Source organism: Sphingomonas sp. CFBP 13714 (assembly GCF_014842205.1).
Classification (GTDB): Bacteria; Pseudomonadota; Alphaproteobacteria; order Sphingomonadales; family Sphingomonadaceae; genus Sphingomonas; species Sphingomonas aerolata.
Genome location: NZ_JACYVG010000044.1, coordinates 1 through 291, shown reverse-complemented (window position 1 = coordinate 291; position 291 = coordinate 1). Strand labels below are relative to the sequence as shown.

The following is a 291-nucleotide window of genomic DNA, read 5'->3' as shown; positions in this document are numbered from 1 at the left end:
GGAGAGCGGTTGCTTTGCAAGCATCAGGTCATCGGTTCGATCCCGATAGGCTCCACCAAGTCGCAGACGAAGAGATGAAGCAGCGCAAGCTGCTGCACACTTCGTCAAGACCGGCCAGCGCAACAAAGCGCGCCACAAGGCGCAGCTTGGCTGCGACTGACGGCGCGCGGGCTTGAGGCGACACGCCAACCATATCCAGATGATGAAGAGAAACGGTTCGCCGTGCGAGAGCGCGGTGATTGGGTCGAGACGACCCGTATTTGACATTGTGAATGGGTTTTTTAAAATCGA

1 protein-coding gene is annotated in these 291 nt (G+C 57.0%); it reads right to left on the bottom strand.

Features of this window, described 5'->3' with window-relative positions:
• Positions 1–28: 28 nt before the first annotated feature.
• Positions 29–291: hypothetical protein (locus IFT54_RS20300; protein WP_206758153.1), on the bottom strand; the 263-nt coding region annotated here is incomplete at its 5' end.